This window comes from Pseudoalteromonas sp. NZS37 (assembly GCF_015864265.1).
Lineage (GTDB): Bacteria > Pseudomonadota > Gammaproteobacteria > Enterobacterales > Alteromonadaceae > Pseudoalteromonas > Pseudoalteromonas arctica.
The window spans coordinates 160573-179994 of record NZ_JADYXL010000005.1; the positions used below are offsets into that span (position 1 = coordinate 160573).

18 protein-coding genes are annotated in these 19422 nt (G+C 39.8%); 16 read left to right on the plus strand and 2 right to left on the minus strand.

The features are described 5' to 3' along the window. Positions 1–160: 160 nt before the first annotated feature. The gene (gene rne, locus I6F47_RS11275; protein ID WP_165721444.1) at positions 161–3337 is read right to left on the minus strand and encodes a ribonuclease E; all 3177 of its coding nucleotides are present in this window, start codon (positions 3335–3337) and stop codon (positions 161–163) included. Positions 3338–4109: 772 nt separating this feature from the next. Here rne and rluC point away from each other — a divergent pair. Then, positions 4110–5069, plus strand: coding sequence for a 23S rRNA pseudouridine(955/2504/2580) synthase RluC (rluC, locus tag I6F47_RS11280; RefSeq protein ID WP_010554171.1), 960 nt, complete (start codon positions 4110–4112; stop codon positions 5067–5069). Further along, the gene (locus I6F47_RS11285; protein WP_197183869.1) at positions 5066–5728 is read left to right on the plus strand and encodes an HAD-IA family hydrolase; all 663 of its coding nucleotides are present in this window, start codon (positions 5066–5068) and stop codon (positions 5726–5728) included. Before rluC ends, I6F47_RS11285 begins: the two co-directional genes overlap by 4 nt. Positions 5729–5737: 9 nt before the next feature. On the opposite strand, the gene I6F47_RS11290 is transcribed toward I6F47_RS11285, so the two are convergent. Beyond that, the gene (locus tag I6F47_RS11290; protein WP_121954231.1) at positions 5738–6337 is read right to left on the minus strand and encodes a Maf family protein; all 600 of its coding nucleotides are present in this window, start codon (positions 6335–6337) and stop codon (positions 5738–5740) included. A 131-nt stretch (positions 6338–6468) separates the two neighbouring features. On the opposite strand from I6F47_RS11290, the gene yceD reads away from it, so the two are divergent. The 14 genes from yceD (at position 6469) to I6F47_RS11360 (ending at position 18405) form a co-directional block, all read left to right on the plus strand. Next, positions 6469–6993, plus strand: a complete 525-nt coding sequence (yceD, locus tag I6F47_RS11295) for a 23S rRNA accumulation protein YceD (protein ID WP_007585727.1) — start codon at positions 6469–6471, stop codon at positions 6991–6993. Between the two features lie 9 nt (positions 6994–7002). Continuing rightward, positions 7003–7173: a 50S ribosomal protein L32 gene (rpmF, locus tag I6F47_RS11300; RefSeq protein ID WP_002962381.1), complete on the plus strand. Its 171-nt coding sequence runs from the start codon at positions 7003–7005 to the stop codon at positions 7171–7173. A 12-nt stretch (positions 7174–7185) separates the two neighbouring features. Beyond that, positions 7186–8226, plus strand: coding sequence for a phosphate acyltransferase PlsX (gene plsX, locus I6F47_RS11305; protein ID WP_007585728.1), 1041 nt, complete (start codon positions 7186–7188; stop codon positions 8224–8226). Between the two features lie 52 nt (positions 8227–8278). Continuing rightward, positions 8279–9205 (plus strand): ACP S-malonyltransferase, encoded by a 927-nt coding sequence (fabD, locus tag I6F47_RS11310; protein WP_197183870.1) that lies wholly within the window; start codon positions 8279–8281, stop codon positions 9203–9205. Positions 9206–9216: 11 nt separating this feature from the next. Then, the gene (gene fabG / locus I6F47_RS11315) at positions 9217–9963 is read left to right on the plus strand and encodes a 3-oxoacyl-ACP reductase FabG (protein ID WP_101217158.1); all 747 of its coding nucleotides are present in this window, start codon (positions 9217–9219) and stop codon (positions 9961–9963) included. 250 nt (positions 9964–10213) lie between these two features. Next, complete coding sequence (gene acpP, locus I6F47_RS11320) at positions 10214–10450, plus strand: acyl carrier protein (protein WP_002962377.1); 237 nt, start codon at positions 10214–10216, stop codon at positions 10448–10450. A 216-nt stretch (positions 10451–10666) separates the two neighbouring features. Further along, a complete protein-coding gene (gene fabF, locus I6F47_RS11325; RefSeq protein ID WP_007585731.1) occupies positions 10667–11905 on the plus strand; it encodes a beta-ketoacyl-ACP synthase II in 1239 nt (412 codons plus the stop codon). Between the two features lie 59 nt (positions 11906–11964). Further along, positions 11965–12780 (plus strand): aminodeoxychorismate lyase, encoded by an 816-nt coding sequence (gene pabC, locus I6F47_RS11330; protein WP_197183871.1) that lies wholly within the window; start codon positions 11965–11967, stop codon positions 12778–12780. Beyond that, complete coding sequence (gene mltG / locus I6F47_RS11335; protein ID WP_197101839.1) at positions 12774–13760, plus strand: endolytic transglycosylase MltG; 987 nt, start codon at positions 12774–12776, stop codon at positions 13758–13760. Before pabC ends, mltG begins: the two co-directional genes overlap by 7 nt. A gap of 6 nt (positions 13761–13766) precedes the next feature. Beyond that, positions 13767–14393 (plus strand): dTMP kinase, encoded by a 627-nt coding sequence (tmk, locus tag I6F47_RS11340; RefSeq protein WP_007585737.1) that lies wholly within the window; start codon positions 13767–13769, stop codon positions 14391–14393. A gap of 1 nt (position 14394) precedes the next feature. After that, the gene (locus I6F47_RS11345; RefSeq protein WP_197183872.1) at positions 14395–15318 is read left to right on the plus strand and encodes a DNA polymerase III subunit; all 924 of its coding nucleotides are present in this window, start codon (positions 14395–14397) and stop codon (positions 15316–15318) included. Between the two features lie 2 nt (positions 15319–15320). Continuing rightward, positions 15321–15647 (plus strand): PilZ domain-containing protein, encoded by a 327-nt coding sequence (locus I6F47_RS11350; protein WP_002962367.1) that lies wholly within the window; start codon positions 15321–15323, stop codon positions 15645–15647. A gap of 114 nt (positions 15648–15761) precedes the next feature. After that, positions 15762–16541: a TatD family hydrolase gene (locus tag I6F47_RS11355; protein ID WP_197118215.1), complete on the plus strand. Its 780-nt coding sequence runs from the start codon at positions 15762–15764 to the stop codon at positions 16539–16541. Positions 16542–16545: 4 nt separating this feature from the next. Continuing rightward, on the plus strand, positions 16546–18405 hold the full coding sequence (locus I6F47_RS11360; protein ID WP_197183873.1) for an alkaline phosphatase D family protein: 1860 nt from the start codon (positions 16546–16548) through the stop codon (positions 18403–18405). The last annotated feature ends 1017 nt before the right edge of the window (positions 18406–19422 follow it).

Here is a 19422-nt window from a genome sequence, read left to right on the forward strand (position 1 = left end):
TAGCCTTATTACTACCTCTAAAAGCGCAGCGTCTCTTAATCTCTTTGTGAATAAATCGCTTATTATGGGCGTGAAGAAACTTTAATAATTATTCAAAGTATGTAAACAAAAAAGCCCCGCTATTTATTAAATAGCGGGGCTTTTAAATAAGTGTTAGTAATTAATCAACACTCAATGTTTTAGTCATTGCAGAACTTGCACGACCAGCAGGTTTGATAGAACCCGCACGTAAACCACTGTCTGGTACTAGGTCACGTTTATCGTGAGCCATTGCTACAGATGTGTGTTTTACTTCGCTATCAGCTACAGGAGTAGGCTGTGCCATTGGCGCACTTGCAGACCCTTGAGTAACCGCTGTTTTAACATGCGGTGCTGATTTTTCAGTTTTCACTTTTGCTTCAACTTTAGCTGGCTCTTCAGTTACTACTGGAGTTTCAACTTTAGCTGGTTCTTCAGTTACTACTGGCGCTTCAACTTTAGCTGGCTCTTCAGTCACTACTGGCGTTTCAACTTTAGCTGGCTCTTCAGTTACTACTGGCGTTTCAACTTTAGCTGGCTCTTCAGTTGCTACTGGCGCTTCAACTTTAGCTGGCTCTTCAGTTACTACAGGAGTTTCAACTTTAGCTGGCTCTTCAGTTGCTACTGGAGTTTCAACTTTAGCTGGCTCTTCAGTTGCTACTGGAGTTTCAACTTTAGCTGGCTCTTCAGTTACTACAGGCGCTCCAACTTTAGCTGGCTCTTCTACAGCTTCAACTTTTGCTAAGTCTTCAACTGCAACGGCTTGTTCAATTTGCTGCGCTGCATCCACAGGTGTTTCTTCAGATTTAGCTTTAAGTTCTGCTTCATATTCTGCAGCAGCTTGATCAGCTACTGGAACAAATGCAGGGGCTTCGTCAGATTTAACTTCTGCTTCACCTTCAGGACGTCGACGACGTTGACCTGATGCACGAAGATGACGAGGAGAACGGCGTGAACGTGTACGTGTTTGCTCTTGCTCGTCTTCAGTAGTTGCTGCTTCATCGTTAGAATCAACAACGTCAACTTTCTCTTCTTTAATGTGAGCTGTTTTTTCTGCCGGAGTTTGTGTTTGCTTTTCTACAACAGGCGCTTGCTCTTGAACTTGTGGAGTATCAATAACTACAGCTTGTTCAGGTGTTTGCTCTGTTGAGTTAGCTTGCTCAGCGTTTTCATCTTGCAGACGTACTTTTTTACGTATGTTACGACGTTGACGGCGAACCTTAGGCTTTTGCTCTTTAGGCTCTACAGCTTGAGCTGGCTTAGAATCAGTTTCTACTTCTACTTCTGCTTTTACAGGGGCTTCAGTTTTAACTTGATCTTTTTCTTCGCTTTTATGCTCTGGGCGCTTACGAGAGTTAGGGTTACGACGACGCTTATTGCGGTTCTCGTTTCTCTCTTGAGTCTCGGTGCTTGTTGCTGCTGGTGAGTCTGTTTTAACTTCCTCTTCAGCTGCAGGACGCTCATTGCGTGGTTTATTAGTGCGCGGGTTATTATTACGACGACGTTGGTTGTTATTACGACGACGATTATCGTTACCACGGCGAGCGTTATTACGCGCTTCTTGCTGCTCTTTTTCTACAGCTTCTTTTTTCTCTTCTACTGTTTCGCTTGCAAATAACGATTTAAACCATTTAGTGATTGCTTCAAACAAGCCACCTTCAGTTTTAGTCTCTGTTACTACAGGCTGAACTACTGGTGTAGGCGTTGCTTGTGGAGCCGGTGTAGAAGGCATTACAACACCTTTTAGCATTGGCTCTTCACGTACTGGTGCACTTGGTGATTTTGACATCTCAAATGCTTCAGGTTCTGGCGCAACAACTTGTCCGTAACTTACCGTTTCAAGTGTTTCGTCTTTACGTAAACGCATAACTTCGTAATGTGGTGTTTCCATATGTTGATTAGGAATAATCACTACGTCACATTTATGATGTTTTTCAATGCGATGAACACTACGACGTTGCTCATTTAATAAATAAGCAGCAACGGCAACAGGCACTTGTGCATTTACTTGTGCTGTGTTGTCTTTAATTGCTTCTTCTTCAATTAAACGAAGAATAGAAAGCGCAATTGATTCGTTTGAACGAATAGTACCTTGTCCACTACAACGTGGGCATGGGCCTTGGCTTGCTTCACCTAATGAAGGACGCAAACGCTGACGCGACATTTCAAGTAAACCAAAGCGCGAGATTTTACCAATTTGAACACGAGCACGATCTGGACGAGCAGCATCTTTTAAACGATTCTCTACTTCACGTTGATGGCGTGGAGGCGTCATATCGATAAAGTCGATAACAATTAAACCACCTAAGTCACGAAGACGTAATTGACGTGCAATTTCATCGGCTGCTTCTAAGTTAGTATTAAGTGCTGTTTCTTCAATATCGCCGCCTTTAGTTGCTTTAGACGAGTTGATATCGATAGACGTTAGTGCTTCAGTTGGGTCAATTACAATTGAACCACCAGAAGGCAAACGTACTTCACGCTGGAACGCAGACTCAATTTGGCTTTCAATTTGGTAATGCGTAAATAAAGGAGTGTCGCCTTGATAAAGCTTAACACGGCTCATAAAGTCAGGACGAAAACGCTCAATGTGCGCTTTAGCTTCTTCAAAAACACGTGGTTTATCAATTAAAATTTCGCCAATATCACGACGTAAATAATCGCGTATCGCACGGAATATTACATTGCTTTCTTGGTGTATTAAAAATGGCGCTTTAGCACTATCGGCTGCTTGTCTAATTGCTTCCCAATGTACTAATAATGCTTTTAAATCGTAGTTTAATTCTTCAAACGATTTACCAACACCCGCTGTACGAACAATTAAGCCCATACCTTTAGGAAGTTCTAAACGACCCAATGCTTCTTTAAGTTCAGTACGTTCATCACCTTCAATGCGACGAGAAATACCGCCAGCACGAGGGTTGTTAGGCATAAGCACTAAGTAGCTACCAGCAACACTGATAAAAGTAGTTAACGCAGCGCCTTTTTGGCCACGCTCTTCTTTATCAACTTGTACTATAACTTCTTGACCTTCTTTTATTACGTCGCGGATGTTAGGGCGACCATGAAAAGTGTAACCTGCAGGGAAGTAAGTACGGGCAATTTCTTTTAAAGGAAGGAAACCATGGCGGTCAGCACCGTAATCAACAAATGCTGCTTCAAGAGATGGTTCAATGCGAGTGATTTTGCCTTTATAAATATTGGCTTTTTTCTGTTCGTGACCTGGGCTTTCGATATCTAAATCATAAAGGCGCTGGCCATCAACCAGTGCTACGCGCATTTCTTCTTGCTGCGTTGCATTGATTAGCATACGTTTCATATTGTTACTCTACTTATTTATGTCGCTGACATGACGATGTTTTTCTCGCCTGTTCAGTTGTCCCTATTTTTAGAATGTGCAGCCTCACGACTGGGTCTTTAACGGAACGGCTCTGTTTCTCGTATGCAGTATTTTAAATGCTGGCAAACAATAGCAATTATTATCGCTATTAAATTCTTAATGGTGCTAAAACTGTCGGCTTTTCAGCTACGTTTACAAGTTTTACCCAGAAGTCGGCCTGTCATATTAATCTTACTAAATATCATTCATATTAGGCGCGTAAGGCTCATTAAGTTGGTGAGCAATACATACTGATGTATCGCTAATATCCGTTTTAAGAGCAAAAATCGCTGCCGATGTTAATGAACGCTTATTTATTAGATTTTTTTAGTTCTAAATAAGCTGCTATACGTTACTACAATAATTGAGCTAGTGCTGAACGACGTTTTTTACGTCGTCACTATCAGACAAATTATCTGTTCATTGCTTTCTCTAGCACGTTAAAAGTCGCTTCATGTTCAAACTTAACCAGCAATATATTACGCGCATTGCCGTTAATTGATCGCACGTGTTAACTGAGGAGGCATAAAAGCTTTGGAAAACTTAACTCGGATCTGTATGATCGGCTACCCAGAATGTGCATCACGAAAGTTTTAATGTGTTAAAAAGCACCGTTGTTATTTGCAAATACTAAATATTTGCGCTGCTGATTATCCCACTATTATTACAGTGTTAGCAACTAAATTATTTTACTTAAATTAGTGATTAGGCAATGTCAGAAAAAAACGACTTACAAGTAACTTATGTCACGATCAACGAAGACCATTTAGGTCAGCGTATTGATAACTTTCTTATTACCCATTTAAAAGGGGTGCCTAAAAGCGCTATTTATAAACTTTTGCGCAAAGGTGAGGTACGCGTTAATAAAAAGCGTATTAAGCCTGTATATAAACTACAGCTTGAAGATGTACTTCGTATTGCACCTATCAGGGTTGCTGAGCGTGAAGAATTTGTTCCATCAAAATTAGACAAAGTAACTCGCCTAGAAAACGATATTTTATTTGAAGATAAATACCTTATCGTAATAAATAAACCATCAGGTATGGCTGTTCATGGCGGCAGTGGTTTAAGTTATGGCTTGATTGAAGCTTTGCGAGCACTTCGCCCAGAGGAACGTAGCCTTGAGCTAGTTCATAGGCTTGACCGTGATACATCAGGTTGTTTACTTATAGCGAAGCGTCGTTCGGTGTTAACAGCGTTGCATGAACAACTTCGTGAAAAAACAATGGAAAAAAATTACTGGGCACTTGTAGAAGGGCAGTGGGACTCTAAAACTAAAAACGTAACCGAAGGGCTGCGTAAAAATACACTTAAATCGGGCGAGCGCGTAGTACGCGTAGATAACACTGAGGGAAAACCTTCACATACGCGTTTTAAAGTACTTGAACGTTTTAACGATTGCTCACTTGTACAAGCATCGCCTGTTACAGGGCGTACGCACCAAATTCGTGTGCATACGCAATGTAAAGGTCACCCAATAGCGTGCGACGATAAATATGGCGATCAGGGTTTCGACGATTCTATGCGTAAAGTTGGGTTAAACCGATTGTTTTTACACGCACATGATTTAAGTTTTTATCACCCTAAAAACGAAACAACTATGCGTATTGAAGCACCGCTAGATAAAACGCTTAAAAATACATTACTAAAATTACGAGATGCAAAACTGTGATTGCAGTGACTCCAATTAAAAAATATAAGCTCGTCATTTTTGATTGGGACGGCACTGTTATGGATTCAGTCACTAAAATAGTTAACTGTATTCGTAGTAGCGCCGAGTCACTTAATTTAGTGCCACCTAGTGACGAAGCCATTAAAAACATTATTGGTATGTCGCTTGAAAAAGCAATTGACGTTTTATTTCCTGATAATGTAGCGCAGCACCAAGCGTTAATTTCAGGTTATAAATATCAATACAGTGTGGATACTACTCCCACGCCTGTATTTGCTAATGTTGTCAGCGTTTTAAATGCCTTAAAAGAGCAGGGCATTGTTTTAGCGGTTGCAACAGGTAAAGGTAGAGGTGGATTAGAGCGTTTGCTTGATCAAAGCCAACTTAGACATTTTTTTAGTGCAACACGTACAAGCGATGAGGCACTGTCCAAACCGTCTCCAGATATGTTGTATCAATTGCTTGAAGAACTCGGCATAAGCGCTCAAGACGCTGTAATGATTGGTGACACTCAAATAGACATGACCATGGCAAAAGCTGCTGGCATGGATAGAATCGGCGTAACAATGGGTGTACACAACGCACACCAGCTAAATAAGCTTAGCCCTGTTGCAACAGTAGATAATTATCTGCAACTGCAACAGGTTTTGCTTGGCTAATTTATTTAACTAAAACTTGTTTTGAGCAGTAAGTACATCAATACCAAACTCAGCCAGTAGCTGGCTGAGTTTAATTAATGGTAATCCAATTAAGCTATTAGGATCGTCTCCGCTTAGTTTTTCAAATAAACAGATACCCAACCCTTCACTCTTAAAGCTGCCAGCACAGTTATAAGGCTGCTCAGCATCGCAATAAGCGCTAATTTGTGCATCACTGAGTGTTTTAAACGACACATTAAAAGGTTCTACGCAGGTTTTTTTAGTGCCAGTTACAATATCGTAAACACAAAGCCCTGTTAAAAATGTTACAGTATTACCGCTAAATAAATTTAGTTGTTTTACGGCATTTTGTTTATTATGTGGTTTACCTAAAATTTGATTATTAAACACAGCGACTTGGTCTGATCCAATAGCTAACCCTTTGTTAAAGTGTTTATTAGCCGCTGAGGCTTTTAATTCACTTAAGCGCTTAACCAGTTCGGTAGGTGTTTCGCATTCAAGTGCTGATTCGTCAACATCTGGTGAAAACGTATCAAATGGTAAATTAAATTTTTGTAATAAAGACTGCCTAAAAGGCGAGCTTGACGCTAAAATGAGTGGATGCTTCACGGACTGTTTTCCTACGATAATTCAGATTGAGTTAGGATAAATCAGATCCGAGAGTAAAACACGTTAAAAACCAAGTAAAAATGGTTTTTTACTTTGACTAACAAACTAACTATCTATATGATGCAGCCCCTATGCAAAAGGTGAAAATTCCCATCACTCTTCATCCAGGCAAAGCAGCGCAGCACCGTTTAAAGTATGACGGAATTGTACCGCTTGAAAAACTTACTCGTTTAGAGAAAGTTGTGCAGGAAGAAGTAGGTGAAATAGCGGTAAAAATACATTGCAAAAACGATGATCAAGGTTTCGCTGTGATTAGAGGCAATTTGTCCACACACGTTACTGTCATTTGTCAACGTTGTAATGGTGATTTAGGGTTGGATTTGGTTCAAGACTTTGCATATTCACCAGTAGGTGAAGATACAGAGTTAGATATTTTTCCAGAAGACTACGATGAAGTAGCGCTTGATGAAAATGGTGAAGTTAACGTTTTTAATTTAATTGAAGACGAACTAATTTTAGCAATTCCATTAGTGGCTACCCACAACGAAGCTTCATGCAGTTATTCAGCAAAGCCTGCCAGCTTTGGTGTATTAAAGGCGGAAGATGATAAACCTAATCCATTTGATATTTTGAAACAACTTAAGAAAGATTCTTAGGAGAAGACTATGGCTGTACAAAAAAGCAAAAAGTCTCGTGCAAGACGCGGCATGCGCCGTTCACACGATGCGATCAGTGGTCCAACTTTAACTGTAGATCAAACATCTGGTGAGACTCATCGTCGTCACCATGTGACTGCAGATGGTTACTACAAAGGCGTTCAAGTAATTTCTAAATAAGAGATTACTTATATGCTGAAAGATCTAACCATAGCGTTAGATATGATGGGGGGCGATTACGGCCCCCGTTCATCTATTCCTGCTGCCGTTTGTGCAGTAAATGCTCATGCCAATTTAACTCTCATTTTATGTGGCAATGAACATGTTATATCTAAAGAACTCGAATCCCTCGATTCTCTACCTCATCCTAGACTCATAATTCGTCACTGTAGTGAAATAGTCACCAATGCCTGTGAACCTGCAATTGCTGTGCGTTCAAAAAAAGATTCATCTATGCGTGTTGCCCTAGATTTAGTTAAATCGGGCGAGGCTCAAGCATGTGTTAGCTCAGGTAATACCGGCGCTCTATTTTTTATGGCTCACTATGTATTAAAAATGCTGCCAGGTGTTAAACGTGCCGCACTCATTTCATCTGTTCCTACAGAGCTTAAAAACCCAGTATATTTACTCGACTTAGGTGCTAATGTGCATTGTGATGCGCAAATGCTCTATCAGTTTGGCATTATGGGCTCTATTGTTGCTGGACAAGCACTTGGTTTGGATAATCCTCGCGTTAGTCTATTAAATATTGGCGCTGAGGACATTAAAGGCCACGACGACATTAAACAAGCTGCACAATTAATGCAGCAAAGCCCACATATAAATTATATTGGTTACAGCGAAGGAAGTGATATTTTTTCGGGTAAGGCTGATGTCATAGTATGCGAAGGATTTGTGGGTAACGTGGCACTTAAAACATGTGAAGGCATTGCCAAGCTTATTATGAATAAGTTTACAACCGCGCTCGAAAAGCACCTTTTATATAAATGTATGGCGTTTATATTGCGCCCAATAATAAAAAAACTCTATAAAAGGGTGAACCCCGACCAGTATAACGGTGCTTCTCTGGTAGGATTGCGCGGTATTGTCGTTAAAAGTCATGGAAATGCGTCAGCTAAAGCATTTCAAGCAGCAATTGATGAAGCGGTAAAAGAGGTTGAACGTCAACTTCCTGATAAAATAGCCGCTATTTTCGAAAAAACACATTCTAAAGACACGGCGGTTAATCAATAATTGATGTGCCGTGTATTTCATTATTTATTTGTTTAATTAAAAAGAGCAAAGTATGGCACAAAAAATTGCACTTCTATTCCCAGGTCAAGGCTCGCAAAGCGTTGGTATGTTACAAGAACTACTAGAGAGTTCTGACATTGTTAAAGCAACATTTGCAGAAGCGTCAAATGCACTGGGTTACGACTTAGCAGAGCTAGTTCTTAATGGCCCAGAAGAAAAATTAAATCAAACCCACCGCACACAACCTGCATTACTAACTGCAAGTGTTGCTATTTACCGTGATTGGTTAGCAGCTAACCCTGATGCAGACGTTATTATGGCGGGTCACAGCTTAGGTGAATACTCAGCGTTAGTATGTAGCGATGTATTAAGTTTGAGCGAAGCCGTAAAGCTTGTTGAAAACCGTGGTTTATACATGCAAGAAGCCGTGCCAGCAGGCGTAGGTTCAATGGCTGCTATTATTGGCTTAGGCGATGAAGAAATTAAAGCGGCTTGTGCTGCTTCAGCGCAAGGTGAGGTTGTATCTCCAGTTAACTACAACTCTCCTGGTCAAGTTGTTATCGCAGGCCATAAAGCAGCAGTAGATAGAGCATCGCAAGCATGTAAAGATGCCGGTGCTAAACGTGCATTACCACTTTCTGTTAGCGTACCTTCACATTGTGAGTTAATGAAGCCAGCAGCTGACAAGCTAGCAGCTGACTTAGCCGCTTTAACATTTAATACACCTAAGTGTGATGTAATTAATAATGTTGATGTAAAAGCTGAAACGTCAGCTGATGCAATTAAAGACGCACTAGTACGTCAGCTATACAGCCCAGTTCGCTGGACAGAAACAGTACAAGCCTTGGTTGCGCAAGATGTATCACAAAGCTACGAATTTGGTCCTGGTAAAGTATTAACAGGACTTGCTAAACGAATTGATAAAGCAATGATCTGTGGCTCAGTAAACGACGCCGCTTCAATTGATGCAGCTAAATAAGAGTATATAAAATGTCTAATTTATTTTCATTAGAGGGCAAAGTTGTCCTAATTACTGGTGCCAGCCGTGGTATTGGTAAAGCAATTGCAACAACATTAGTTGCACAAGGTGCAAAAGTTGCAGGTACTGCGACAAGTGAGTCGGGCGCTGCTAAAATCAGTGAATACCTAGGTGACAATGGTAAAGGTTATGCATTAAACGTAACCGATCCTGCATCTATTGAAGCAACACTTGCTGCAATAAAAGCTGATTTAGGCGATATTGACGTACTTGTAAATAACGCAGGTATTACACGCGATAACTTATTAATGCGTATGAAAGAAACTGAGTGGGACGATATTATCGACACTAATTTAAGCTCAGTTTTCCGTTTATCTAAAGCGGTACTTCGTCCAATGATGAAGAAAAAGAAAGGCCGTATTATTAACATTGGCTCAGTAGTGGGTACTATGGGTAATGCAGGTCAAGCTAATTATGCAGCGGCTAAAGCGGGTGTAATTGGTTTTTCTAAGTCACTTGCGCGCGAAGTTGCATCACGTGGTATTACAGTTAACGTAATCGCACCTGGTTTTATTCAAACAGACATGACTGATAATTTAACTGATGAGCAAAAAGCAGCAACACTTGCAAATGTTCCAGCAGGGCGTTTAGGCCAACCAGACGAAATTGCTGCTGCAGTATGTTATTTAGCATCTGACGCGGCTGCGTATGTATCAGGCGAAACTTTGCATGTAAATGGCGCGATGTACATGGTTTAATCGCCATTGTACCTAGATTGCTACTTGATAAAGTTAAGTAAGTTACCTCAAAAACATTGAATTATTTGTGAACTTGCTTTAAACATACTTGAAATCGCTGCGAAAATAAGCGATAAAAGACAAAACAGACACTCAGAGGTTTGACCAGACAATTATTTATGGTCAAATCATTGAATCAGAGAATTATGCGGCGTAAACTACGCCGCAATCTGAAAATAACGCATTGGCGTTTTTAATAAAGGAAAGAAGAATGAGCGATATCCAAGAACGCGTAAAGAAAATTATCATTGAACAACTAGGTGTTAAAGAAGAAGAAGTTAAAAATGAATCTTCTTTCGTAGATGACCTAGGTGCAGATTCTCTTGATACTGTTGAACTAGTAATGGCTCTTGAAGAAGAGTTTGATACTGAGATCCCAGATGAAGAAGCTGAGAAGATCACTACAGTACAAACTGCTATCGATTACGTTACAGCACACGCTGAGTAATTAATCGCACGTTAAAGGCAGCATCCGCTGCCTTTAATTTTTTATATCCAAACCACCTCAAAGTTCGTGATTCAAAACTTAAATCTCTATGCTCAATTTTAGCTAAAAAATAATTTTGATTGTGTTATGCGTTTTTAATCTATTTTGGGACTAGCACTTTGAGGTAGCTTGGGTATGATCATCCCCTTGTAAAATATCCCTTATTGGAGGCAAACCGTGGCTAAACGTCGAGTCGTCGTAACTGGCTTAGGAATGTTGACGCCGCTAGGTAATGATGTTCAATCAACCTGGCAAGGCTTATTAGATGGTAAAAGTGGCATTCAAACAATAACGCACTTTGATACATCAAAATTTGGTACTAAATTCGCTGGTTTAATAAATGATTTTGATGCAACTGCATACATGTCAGCGAAAGATACTAAAAAAATGGACTTGTTTATTCAGTACGGCATTGCAGCGGGTGTTCAAGCCTTTAAAGATTCAGGCCTTGAAATCACTGAGCAAAACGCAGCACGCATTGGTGTAGCTGTAGGTTCAGGTATTGGTGGGCTTACGTTAATTGAAGAAAACCATATTAAGCTATTAAATAGTGGTCCGCGCAAGTTATCGCCATTTTATGTGCCGTCTACCATTATTAATATGATCTCAGGTCATTTATCAATGATGCATGGACTTCGTGGTCCAAATATTTCAATTGTAACTGCCTGTACTACTGGTTTGCATAATATTGGCCATGCAGCGCGCATGATTGCCTACGGTGATGCAGACGCAATGGTTGCTGGCGGTGCAGAAAAAGCGTGTACCCCAATTGGTATGGGTGGCTTTAATGCTGCGCGTGCACTTTCAACCCGCAATGACGATCCACAAGCGGCTTCTCGCCCTTGGGATAAAGACCGCGATGGCTTTGTGCTTTCTGACGGCGCTGGTGTTGTTGTAGTTGAAGAGTACGAACATGCTAAAGCACGTGGCGCTAAAATTTATGCTGAGCTTGTAGGCTTTGGTATGAGTGGCGATGCGTACCACATGACATCACCACCAGAAGATGGTGCGGGTGCTGCACTTGCAATGCAAAACGCACTAAACGATGCGCAAGTAAACGCTGAGCAAATTGGTTACATTAACGCACACGGTACATCTACAAATGCAGGCGACAAAGCAGAAACTGCCGCTGTTAAGTCTATTTTTGGTAATGCAGCTAAAGATGTAATGGTAGGCTCGTCTAAATCGATGATGGGTCACTTGTTAGGTGCTGCAGGTTCAGTTGAATCGATTATTTCGATTTTATCGCTGACAGATCAAAAAGTGTCGCCAACTATCAACCTTGATAATCCAGACGAAGGGTGTGACTTAGATTATATTGCTCACACTGCACGTGATGCAAAGTTAGACTTTGCACTGTGTAACTCGTTCGGTTTTGGTGGTACTAATGGCTCGTTGCTATTTAAAAAGGTATAATCTTTTTTAACAACGAATCAAATTATAAGAGCTCAGTTGTTTAACTGGGCTTTTTTTATATGCCAAACAAAATGCAAACAATAATAGCAGTAGATCAAAACAGCACTTTAAGCACGCGTGACAGGGGCTTAAATTACGGTGATGGCTTTTTTACAACCGCTAAGGTTGTTGATGGGCAAGTACAGCATTGGGCTCATCATAAAGCGCGTTTGATTGAATGCGCACAGCGTTTGGGTTTTCCTGAGTTAGACTTTAATAGCCTTGAATATCAAATTGCTTTGCATATAAACGCTGCACCACTAAACGTGCTTAAAATACTTGTAACGCGAGGCGAAGGCGGACGTGGTTATGGGCTGCCAAGTGAGTGTAATGTCACTATTTTATTGAGCGTGTTGGACTACCCTAGTAATTACGAAGCGCTTACTAAAAAGGGTGTAAATCTCGAAATAAGCCCGATTAAATTAGCGGCACAGCCTTATTTAGCGGGCCTTAAAACATTAAATCGACTTGAACAAGTGCTAATTAAAAAAGCGATGCAAACGCAAAACTGCGATGATGTGTTAGTGCTTGATTACAATAACAATGTAATTGAAGCTTCAGCAGCTAATATTTTTGCGATTAAAAATAAGTGTGTGTTTACGCCATTGCTTGATGAGTGCGGAATAAAGGGCGTTTATCTACAATCGTTATGTGATAAATTGCCTGTTGAATTTAAACGCGTGAAAGTAGAAGATTTAATCCAAGCAGACGCCGTATTTGTGTGTAATAGCTTAATGGGAGCAGTACCTGTTAAAAGTATTGAGCAACAGGTATTTAATACAGACGACAGCCACGCATTACTAACTAGATTATTAGCCAAGGAGGCTGAGTGTTAAAAGTTATTTTATCGGTACTTTTTTTAGCTGTTATAACCACTGCTATTGGTTACCAGCAATTACAAGCAACAATAAATAGCCCGCTAAAAGTAGCACAAAACACACAATTTGAAGTTAAGCATGGCACTGGCTTTAATAAGTTATGTCAGCAGTGGCAAGCTAATAACTGGGTGGAAGGCTGCTGGCGTTATCAAGTAATTGCCAAATTAGATCCCACACTTACCGACTTAAAAGCGGGCCTTTACGAGCTAACAGCCGATAGCGTTATCAACAACGTAAAAAAAATTAATCAAGGCCAGCAAATCAACTTTAGTTTTACCATAATCGAAGGGCAAAACTTACGTGAAGTACTAAGTGCTATTAAAAAAGCTGATAATTTACAAAACGATTTAAAAACTGACGAACTAAGTACTCAAATACTGGGTAATGACACGCACTTAGAAGGCTGGTTATTCCCCGACACTTACCATTATCATAATAACGATACTGCAAGCAGTGTATTAAAACGTGCAGCACAAAAAATGCAGCAAACGTTAGATGATGCTTGGCAGCAGCGCGCCGCTAATCTACCCTATAAAACAGCATACGAAGCACTAATAATGGCTTCAATTATTGAAAAAGAGACAGGCCTTGCCAGCGAGCGTCCGTTAATTGCATCAGCGTTTGTTAATCGATTAAACACCAATATGCGCCTACAGACCGATCCAACCGTAATATACGGATTAGGCGCTGATTTTGATGGCGATATTAAACGCAAAGATTTACGCGATTATACGCCTTACAATACGTATCGTATTAATGGTTTACCACCAACACCGATTGCAATGCCATCAAAAGCCGCTATTTTAGCTGCAGTTAATCCGCCACAAAGTGAATACGTTTACTTTGTATCAAAAGGCGATGGTAGCCACCAATTTTCAACCACGTTAAAGCAGCATAACGCAGCAGTTAAAACGTATATATTAAATAAAAAGAATTAATATTTTATGAAATCAAAATTTATAGTAATAGAAGGGCTAGAAGGCGCGGGTAAATCAACCGCTATTTCGTTATGCCAAGACTTTTTAAACAAACAAAAAATAGACTTCATTAACGTCCGCGAACCTGGCGGCACGCCGCTTGCTGAATCGCTTCGTACGCTTGTAAAAGCAGAGCACGAAGAAGAAATTGCCTTTGAAACCGAGTTGCTTATTATGTACGCAGCACGTTCGCAATTAATGCACAATGTTATTACCCCAGCGCTTGATAAAGGCCAATGGGTACTTGCCGATCGTCATGATTTATCGTCTCAGGCGTATCAAGGTGGCGGGCGTGGTATTAGCTCAAATACATTAGCTTCACTTTCGTCAATGGTATTAAAGGGCTTAAAGCCTGATTTAACTATTTACCTTGATATTGACCCAGTGATAGGCCTTGAACGTGCAAAAGGGCGTGGTGAGCTTGACCGTATTGAACAAGAAGCCATTGAGTTTTTTCAGCGTACACGTATGCGTTATGTTGAACTTGCTAATGACGACAACACAATTAAAACGGTTGATGCAAACCAAAGTATTGATAAAGTACATCGCGATATAACCAATGTACTGCATTCATTTTTTGAAGGCCTAAAATAATATGCCATTGCCGTGGCTACATGATACCCAAGCACGTTTAGCGCAAAGTTATCGTGCAGAGCGTTTTCATCATGCGCAATTATTTTGTGGGCCTGTTGGCGTAGGTAAGTTTGAGTTAAGTGATGAGCTTGGTAATGCTTTGTTATGCCAAAATATAGCTAAGCAGGTAGCTGCGCAAAACAGTATGCTAAAACCTTGTGGACACTGTAAAAGCTGCTTACTTACTCTTGCGGGTACTCATCCCGACAAGCGCTTAACGCAAGTTGATGGGCAAAGCATAGGCGTAGATGATATACGCGGCATTAGTGATTTTATGAATCACTCAGCAGCGCAAAATGGCAATAAAGTCGCGATAATCGAAAATTGCGAAAAAATGACCACAGCAGCAGCTAACGCATTATTAAAAACACTTGAAGAGCCAACTAATAGCCGCTTTTTAATATTAACTACAAGCCAACCAGAACAGCTTCCTGCAACTATTTTAAGTAGATGCGCTAAAAGTGATGTAAAAATAACTAATACAGCACTTGCCCAGCAATGGTTAGAAACATTAGATATTCCTAACTATGGTTGGTTAGCACTTTTTTATAACCAACCGCTGCAAGTAAAGCATTGGCAACAGCAAGACCAACTAAAAAATATTGATACACTTTATAAGTTTGCAACTGAGTTTAAACAAAGCCATAATTTCAAAGCGTTAGTCGATATAATAAATAAACAGCCTGAGCTTGTCCGTATATTTACTTTGTTTTTAAGCGTGCAACTAAAGCAGCAATTGCTGCAAGGTATGAGTTTTGACGCTTATCAAAGTGCGCAAAATGCATTAGGCGAGTTTTTACAAAATAACACACAAGTACTTGGCCTTAATTTACCGCTTGCTGTATCACGATTAGCATACACATTGCGAAATTCTAAAAAGGATTAATCATGCAAGAACTACTAGTAGACATAGACGATTTAGACGAGTTATACCGTTGTTATATGCCTTACTTAAAAAAAGGTGGCTTATTTGTACGTACTAATATGCGTTACGAAGCAGGGCATTCATTAGCACTTAGAGTTACCTTGCCCGATGCCTTAGAAGATGATGTAGTAACAGGTAAAGTGTCGTGGATCACGCCACAAGGAGCACAAAGCTCTAACCCTCCAGGTATTGGTATTAGCTTTTTAGACGATAAAACAAACCTAAACGCTAAAATCGAAAAGCTCCTTGGGACTATGTTAAACTCAGGCGATCAAACATATACCATGTAGTTATAGGGTCGGTTTTTCATTGAGATTAACGCGCCCTATATTGGGTTCTTTTAATTGCTAACATAATAAATTAAACGAACAAATTTAAACCCTGAACATAATACAGGCCTTATAGTGATTGTAGATTCTCATTGCCATTTAGACCGTCTTGATTTTGATAAATTAGACTTAAACCTTGACCAAGTTCTTGATAAAGCGCGTGCAAAGCAAATAGAGCATTTTTTATGTGTAAGCGTAACGCTTGATCAGTTTCCAAGCATGCTTGATAAAATTAAGCATTACGACGATGTATCAGCCTCATGCGGTGTACATCCACTTGATCAAAAAGACGCCCTTAATAAACAGCAACTAATCGACTTAGCCTCACACGAAAAAGTTGTTGCCATTGGCGAAACGGGTCTTGATTACTATTATTCAAAAGATACTCACGCAGTGCAGCAAGCCAGCTTTGTTGGGCATATTGAAGTGGCAAACGAATTACAAAAGCCGTTAATTATTCATACTCGTGATGCCCGCGCCGACACCATTAATTTAATGCGTGAGCACAAAGCCGAAAACTGCGGTGGCGTACTGCATTGCTTTACTGAAGACTGGGATATGGCAAAAAAAGCCATAGATATGGGCTTTTATATTTCTATTTCGGGCATTGTTACCTTTAAAAATGCTATTGAATTAAAAGAAGTAGTAAAACAAATACCGCTCGATCGCTTACTAATAGAAACCGACTCGCCTTATTTAGCGCCGGTACCGCATCGTGGGCAAACAAATCAGCCAGCGTACGTAGAAGATGTTGCTTATTATATTAGCGAACTTAAAGGCATTAGCTTTAATGAACTTGCTAAAGCGACTACCGAGAACTTTTATTCTTTATTTAAATTAGCAGCTAAAGGCTAAATACATGATTACTCACACGGCAAACCTTCCTATTTTACTAATGGGGCCAATGGTGCGCCGTGCAGAGCAAACTGGAGTCTGCATTCAGTTTGCTACCTCCAAGCCTGCAAACTGCCAAATAACACTTATAAATTACGAATGTTATAGCGATCAACACACTGTTTCTTTAGGGGAACATTTGTACCTGCATTTCGTGATTATAAAGCCAGTAAATAATAAACTTCCTGTAGATAGCTTATTAAGCTATGAACTTATAATTGACGATACAGCAGTCGATTTGTCGCCTTGGTGCTATAGCAATCAAACAGCGCCTGCATTTGTAATCCCTAATAAACTCAGCGATATTTTGCATGGCTCGTGCCGTAATGCACATCACCCAGCAAAAGACAGCTTAGTGTCTGCAAGTCACTGGCAAAATACTCAGCGCGGTAATAATAATCAAGGCGCACAATTGCTATTACTGAGCGGTGACCAGGTTTACGCCGATGACGTAGCAGGGCCCATGTTATTAGCTATTCATCAGTTAATTAAAGCCTTAGGTATTTATAAAGAGCAACCACTTACCATTGAGCTACCCGCCGACATAAATGAGCAACTTTATAATCGCCATTTGTTCTTACCAAAAACGCCTTGGCAAAAACGCTCAAAGTTAGGTGTTGGTTATTGGCTAAAAAAAGACGAACCTCATTTCTCAAGTGTAAAAGCCTACAATCACCTTATCCATTTTGAAGAATATATTGCACTATATTTATTAAATTTTAGTGCTGCTGCTTGGCAATGCGTTGATATACAAAACACAACGTATTTAGGTCAAAGCGAGCAAAACAAAACTATTTTTAACGCTGAAAAAACAGCATTGATTGATTATGCAAAAGGCTTAAGTGAAGTAGAGCGGTTGTTTGCCAATGTATCGACGCTAATGATGTTTGACGATCACGATGTAACCGATGATTGGAACCTCACCGCTGGGTGGGAGCAAGCTATAAATGAAAACCCAAGTAGTAAACGAATCATTAATAACGGTTTAATTAGTTATTGGCTTTTTCAGGGAATGGGGAACGATGCACTAAATAAAACAGGTGAGCTACTAACACCTTTTAAGCAAAGCCGTACTGCTAATAATTTATGGCAGTTTAAAGCATTTGATAAACCACTAAACGATTTTAGCTTTTGGCATTACGAGTTAACGACAATACCCAAAGTAGTGGTGCTTGATACGCGCACGCACCGCTGGCGAAATGAGCAAAACTTTAATGAGCCGTCAGGTCTACTTGATTGGGAACGTCTCACAGAGCTTGAGGAAAGCCTATTAAGCCACGACCAAGTTATTATTGTATCGCCAGCTCCCGTGTTTGGTGTTAAATCAATAGAAGCCATTCAAGCCATGTTTAATATTTGCGGGCAACCGCTCATGGTTGACGTAGAAAACTGGATGGCGCACGAAGGCTCAGCCAAAAAGCTACTCGATACTTTTAGACGCACCGACACACCTAACGAAACGCTTATTTTATCGGGAGACGTACATTACTCATTTTGCTTTTCAGTGCAAAAGCGTTTTGGCGATCATCCCAATCGAATTTGGCAACTTACCGCCAGTGGTATTAAAAATGAGTTCCCGCGTAAATTAATAAACATACTCGATAAACTAGATTCAATCTTATACGGCCCAAAAAGTCCCTTAAACTTTTTTACCAAACGCTGGCATATGGAAGTAGATAAGCATCAAACCATAGGTGAAGGGCAAAAATACTTAGTAAGCGACTCAGCTATTAGTTTAATAACACTAGAGCAAGGAAATTTAGCCCGCTATCAACTCATACATGGTGAAGGGCATTTAACTGAGTTTGATTTAGAAGAACAGTAATTTTTAATCAATAATTAATTAAATAAATTAAAGGCCTATTTGCACAAAGAGAAGCGAAAGAGGAGTAAATGAGAAGACACAATGCCAATCAGGATATATTATCGGTTTTATTTCTTCTCTAAAAGCGCAGCGCCTCATACCCTCTTAGTGAATAAATTACTTATAACGGGTACACTTGTTACGAAAGCAATGCTTGAAATTATTTAATCTATTCACCAATAAATCAATTAAAGATCTATTTGCACAAAGAGAAGCTAAAGAGGAGTAAATGAGAAGACATAATATTAATAAAAAATGCGTTTGGTTTTATTTCCTTCTCTAAAAGCGCAGCGTCTCTTAACCTCTTAGTGCATAAATCACTTATAACGGGTACGCTTGTTACGAAAGTCACGCTTAAATTATTTAATCCATTCACCAATAAATCAATTAAAGATCTATTTGCACAAAGAGAAACGAAAGAGGTGTAAAGGAGAAGACATAATGTTAATCAAAACTGTGTTTTATGTTCATTCCCTTCTCTAAAAGCGAAGCGCCTCTTAACCTCTTAGTGAAAAATCACTAATTACAGGCGCTGCTGTTACAAAGCAATGCTTAAAATTATTCAATTTATTTAAAAACCAGCTAAAGAACTATTTGCACAAAGAGAAACGAAAGAGGAGTAAATGAGAATACATAATACCAATCAGGATATAGTTTCGGTTTTATTACTTCCTCTAAAAGCGCAGCGCCTCTTAACCTCTTAGTGAAAAAATCTCTTATAATGGGTACGATTGTTACGAAAGCCACGCTTAAATTATTTAATCTATTCACCAATAAATCAATTAAAGATCTATTTTCACAAAGAGAAACAAAAGAGGAGTAAATGAGAAGACATAATACTAATAAAAACCGCGTTTAGTGTTTATTTCCTTCTCTAAAAGCGCGGCGCCTCTTAACCTCTTAGTGCATAAATTACTTATTACAGGCTTTGCTTGTCACGCCAACAAGTTAACCGTAAATTGAACCTTGGCGGTAGAC